Here is a 4,933-nt window from a genome sequence, read left to right on the forward strand (position 1 = left end):
CCACGGCTCAGCCCGCACCGCCACGGTGGCCCAGTCCCAACCGGAACAGTGGCTCACCCGACAGCGGAACACTGGCCCCCAGCCAGCGCGATATCCAAGATTCATGCACGACGTGCGCCGCGGGCGCGCACACCGGCGGCCACCGTGGGCTCCGATCGTGCCCATTTCCGCATGGCACGTTCCAGCATCCAATGCCGCGGACCCACGAGCGTGGTCATCATCCGCGACAGCCGCTCTCGTGCAGGCAGACTCGTCAGATCATTGAAGGACCGGTCTCCGTCGCGGACCACGGCCCAGGTGTCGATCAACGCCGCGCGGTAGGCCGTCATATCACTGAAGCGTCAGTAGAAGCTGCCCTTGGCGACTCCGAGACGACTGCACAGCTGGCCCAGCGCCAGGGATTTCACGCCGTCCTCGGCCCGTACGCGAAACCCCTCTTGCACCCAGCCGTCCTCGGAGAGAGGAGATTTGATCACGCTAGCCGAGGATGCCATGGGCGGTAGCCCAGCGACGACTACCCGGTTTTTACGCGCAACACTCTGTGGCGAGCGGAAACTAGCCGAACCGCGTTGATGCCCAGCGTGAAACCGTTGCGAGGAATCCGTCGATTTTTCGCAACGGCTTCACGTTCGATGGAGGCAACTAGCCCAGCATGGTTTCGGAACCGCGCGCCGCGTTGATGCGTTTCAGGGCGTCGTCGGTGAACACCGACAGACCCAGATCGGGGTTGTACCCGTGGATCTCCTTGACGTCGAGCTGAGCAAGGAAATACAGGATCTGCTTGGACACCACCTGGCCGGGCACCAGCACCGGAAATCCCGGCGGATAGGGGACCACGAATCCGGTTGACACCAAGGACTTTCCGTCCGCGAGCCGGCGGCCTGCCTCTCCGATCATGACGTGTTCGCGGTCGGCGTCCTCGTAGCCGGCGTAGAACGCCGAGCGCATGTCACCGAACGAGCCTGCGTCGTCGGGCTTGAAGGTGGCGTCGAATTCGCTGAAGTCCGGCAGCGCCGGGAGATCTTGGGTGATCTCGTCCACCCGACGCTGGTGCAGGGCACGGTCGTCGCGGCTGGCCGCGGCTTGGGTGTGGTCGAAATCGGTGGCGATGCGACGCAGCACGTCGAGCAGATAGTGCACGCTCGACCAGGTCACGCCGATCGTGAAGATCAGCAGCACGCTGTTGATCGACGTCTTGTTGATCTGGATGCCGAAGCGGTCCATCAGGATGTCCTCGCGGAAGTCATACCCGTTCATGCCGGTCTTACCGATGAACAGGGTGACCCGGGTCGGGTCGAGCACAAACTGGTCGGAGCGCCACGCCTCGTTCCAGTTCGCCAACGCACCCTGGCGCACCTGCCGATAGGAGCTGACCGCCGAAAGCCTGAATTCGTCTGGCACCAAATCGGATTCGTCGAGGATGCGGAACCACTTGCTGATCAGCCGGTCTTTGCGGACGCGGTGGCGGAAGACCAGCGCCATGTCGTAGACGTAGCGCACCATCTGAAAGCCTTCGATGTCGACCTGACGGCGGGCCAGATCCAGCGAGGCGAGCAGTTGTTGGTTGGGCGATGTCGAGGTGTGCGTCAGAAACGCCTCACCGAACGCGTCGCGCGACTGGGAGTTGAAGTCCTGGTCGCGGATGTGGATCATCGATGCCTGCCGCAGCGCCGACAGCGACTTGTGCGTCGAGTGGGTGGCGTAGACCCGCACGCGCGCTTTACCGGGGTCGGGAAGCAGTCGGTGCTGACTCCACTCGCTGCGGTCGATCCCCTGCATCTCGGTCTTCCACTGCAGGTACTCCTGGGCGTAAGCCGGCGATGACAGCATCGCTTCGAGTTGCTCGGCAGCGATCATCGCGGTGCGCTGGCGTGCCCACGGCACTGCGGTGGCAAACGCGTACCACGCCTCGTCCCACAGGAAGCAGATGTCCGGCTTGATCGCCAGCACCTCTTCCATCACCCGCCGCGGGTTGTAGACGACGCCGTCGAAGGTGCAGTTGGTGAGCAGCAGCATGCGCACCTTGCTCAGCTTCCCTACCGCCTCGAGGTCGAGTAGCGCCTTCTTGATGGTCTGCAGAGACACCGCGCCGTAGATCGCAAACGGTTGCAGCTCATAGGCATCCAAGTACAGCGGGTAGGCCCCGGCCAGCACCAGACCGTAGTGGTGGGACTTGTGGCAGTTGCGGTCGATCAGCACGATGTCGCCGGGGCGGGTCAGGGACTGGACGACGATCTTGTTCGCGGTCGAGGTTCCGTTGGTGACGAAGTAGGTGTGATCGGAGTTCCAGGTGCGCGCGGCCTTATCCATCGCCTTTTTGATGTTGCCGTGCGGGTCCAGCAGCGAGTCCAATCCACCCGAGGTGGTCGACGTCTCGGCCATGAAGATGTTGCGACCGTAAAACTCCCCCATGTCCCGCAGCGTCTTGGAGTTGAAGATGCTGGCGCCGCGCGCTACGGGCAGGGCATGGAATTGGCCGGCCGGACGCGCGGCATAGGCGCGCAATGCGTCGAAAAATGGTGTGGCATAACGATTTCTGATGCCGGCAAGCACTGTGCTGTACAGATCGGTGACGTCGTTGAGCCGGTAGAACGTGCGGTCATAGACGTCGACGTCGTCCTCGGCTTCGGCGGCAATCGATTCGTCGGTGAGCAGGTAGAGGTCGATGTGTGGACGCAGCTCGCGAATCCACTCGCCGCACTCGACCCAGTCATGGGTGCGGTCGGTGGCGATCGCGTCATCGCTCGCGCCGAGCAGGGTGGTCATCAGCGGTACCCGGTCCGCAGAACGCAGCGGAATGTCGTGCCGGATGATCGCCGCCTGGATTTCGCCGTTCAGCGCGACGGCGGTGATGGCGTCCTCGACGCTGGAGACCACCAGCAACTCGAACTGCACGTCGTCAGCCACGTCGCGGATTGCGCGCAGGCTTTCCACCAGGCCTTCTGGCGCGTTGGTCGGGGCGTCGTCGGCCAGCAGCACGGTGTAGAACTGCTGCTCCTTGGCCCGCGCCACCAGTTCTTGGTCGGCCAGCGACGCGGAGGTGTCGAACAGCGCTGCACGGTCACCGTATTCGGAGAGTAACCGCACAGCCAGCGACACCTGCTCGGCCAGGCTCACGGTGGCCAGGTGATCCAAGTATCCGTGGTAGGCCGCAAGATTCTCCGGGCCCGGGTAGATCCAGTAACGCTCGTAGGCGCTGAGCCGATTCAGCAGCCGTCGCACCTTGGCGGCTTCGTGCGCAGTGTCCATGCCGGCGCGGTCCACGACGGCCAATTGGTGGCAGGCGTCGTCGAGCAGGTTCCAGGTGTCGATGCGCGAGTACGACGGGTTCGCCACCGCCGCCAGCGCAGAGACACTCAGCCGTCTCGGGTGCCTTCCGTTTCGGTCCATATCGCCAGTGTTCTCCCCCCTAGACCCACGTGGGCCATTTTGGCTGTTCACCGATGTTCACTCCCGACGAGATTTCCGGCCGGGTCGCGCTCTGTAGGGACGTCGGGCGAACTCAGCCCTCGACGTCGTCGTCGTAGTGGTTCCCCCGGCGACCACGGGCGATCGGTATCCAGCGCCGGACCGGCGCGACCTCGGTGACGTCAGACAACGATCGCACGACGGCTTGGGTGAGCGCCATGATCGCCGCCATCACCGGCAGCAACGGGCGGAGCGGAGTCGCGGCTGCGCGGACCGTCTCGATACGGCGGGCCAGGATCAGACGCTCAACCGAGTGATACAGCCACGCGCCGACGCCGAGCGCATAGATCGCCAGCGCCGCCGCGAGTGCGGCCTGCCCATAGGCCGCACACATCGCCGCGCCCAGGACCACGGTCGCTGCCAGGAGGCCGGCGATCAGGACGCGCAGCTCCAACCGGGTCATGATTCGACAGCGTCGCGAACAGCCTGCGCGGCAGCGCGGATCTGGGGGGTCACCAGCATCACCTGGCCCAGCACCCCGTTGACGAATCCCGGTGATTCGTCGGTGGATAGCTCTTTGGCCAGTTCCACCGCCTCGTCGACGGCAACCGGTGCGGGCACGTCGTCGGCGTGCAGCAGCTCGAACACCGCGACCCGCAGAATGGCCCGGTCGACGGCCGGTAGCCGTTCCAGTGTCCAGCCCTGCAAGTGTGAAGAAATCAGATCGTCGACGTGTGCGGCGTGCTCGGTGACGCCGTGCGCCACCGCCACCGTGTACGGATGTGGCGGCGCCACGTCAGCATTGGCCTCCGCCAGCGCGCTACGCGCGTCGGCCGCCTCGGCCGCAGTCAGTCCGCGGGCCTCGGCTTCGAACAACAAGTCGACGGCGCGCTTACGTGCCTGGTGCCGTCCTTTTACCGGACGAGCGGGCCGGCTCACGCGTTGACACGTCCCAGGTAGCTACCGTCGCGCGAGTCGACTTTCAGCTTGTCGCCGGTATTGATGAACAGCGGCACCTGCAGCTCGGCGCCGGTCTCCACGGTGGCCGGCTTGGTGCCGGCACTGGAGCGATCGCCCTGCAGACCCGGCTCGGTGTGGGTGACGACCAGTTCGACGGTCACCGGCAGCTCGAGGTACAAGGGTGCGCCGTTGTGGAAGGCCACCTGCACCGGCAGACCTTCGAGCAGGAACCGGGCGTTGTCGCCGACCAGCGACTCCGGCAGCGCGTGCTGCTCGTAGTCCTGGCTGTCCATGAACACGAAGTCGGTGCCGTCGCGATAGAGGAAGGTGGTGTCGCGGCGGTCCACCGTCGCGGTTTCCACCTTCACCCCGGCGTTGTAGGTCTTGTCGACCACCTTGCCCGAAAGCACGTTCTTGAGCTTGGTGCGCACGAAGGCCGGGCCTTTACCGGGTTTGACATGCTGGAACTCGTTGATCTGCCACAGTTGGCCGTCGATCACCAGCACGAGTCCATTCTTGAAGTCGGCAGTGCTTGCCACAGTCGGTGAGTCTCCTAGAAACAGTT

The 4,933-nt window shown here is 64.6% G+C and carries 5 protein-coding genes and 1 pseudogene; all 6 read right to left on the reverse strand.

Annotation, left to right across the window (positions count from 1 at the left end; genetic code table 11):
• Positions 1 to 101: 101 nt before the first annotated feature.
• The gene (locus tag AC2VOU_RS04065; RefSeq protein ID WP_486956196.1) at positions 102 to 329 is read right to left on the reverse strand and encodes a hypothetical protein; all 228 of its coding nucleotides are present in this window, start codon (positions 327 to 329) and stop codon (positions 102 to 104) included.
• Between the two features lie 12 nt (positions 330 to 341).
• Positions 342 to 476 carry a hypothetical protein gene (locus AC2VOU_RS04070; RefSeq protein ID WP_486956197.1) on the reverse strand — a complete coding sequence of 45 codons (135 nt, stop codon included), beginning with the start codon at positions 474 to 476 and terminating at the stop codon, positions 342 to 344.
• 169 nt (positions 477 to 645) lie between these two features.
• Positions 646 to 3,390 (reverse strand): annotated as a pseudogene (locus tag AC2VOU_RS04075) (aminotransferase class I/II-fold pyridoxal phosphate-dependent enzyme); the annotation flags it as partial.
• A gap of 112 nt (positions 3,391 to 3,502) precedes the next feature.
• Entirely contained in the window at positions 3,503 to 3,871 is a 369-nt protein-coding gene (locus AC2VOU_RS04080; RefSeq protein WP_486956198.1) for an antitermination protein NusB, read from the reverse strand.
• On the reverse strand, positions 3,868 to 4,347 hold the full coding sequence (nusB, locus tag AC2VOU_RS04085; RefSeq protein WP_486956199.1) for a transcription antitermination factor NusB: 480 nt from the start codon (positions 4,345 to 4,347) through the stop codon (positions 3,868 to 3,870). Before nusB ends, AC2VOU_RS04080 begins: the two co-directional genes overlap by 4 nt.
• Positions 4,344 to 4,907, reverse strand: a complete 564-nt coding sequence (gene efp, locus AC2VOU_RS04090; protein ID WP_486939703.1) for an elongation factor P — start codon at positions 4,905 to 4,907, stop codon at positions 4,344 to 4,346. The genes nusB and efp overlap by 4 nt, the downstream gene beginning before the upstream one ends.
• Positions 4,908 to 4,933: the final 26 nt, after the last annotated feature.

The sequence above is a fragment of the Mycobacterium sp. TH-M25 genome, assembly GCF_057473665.1.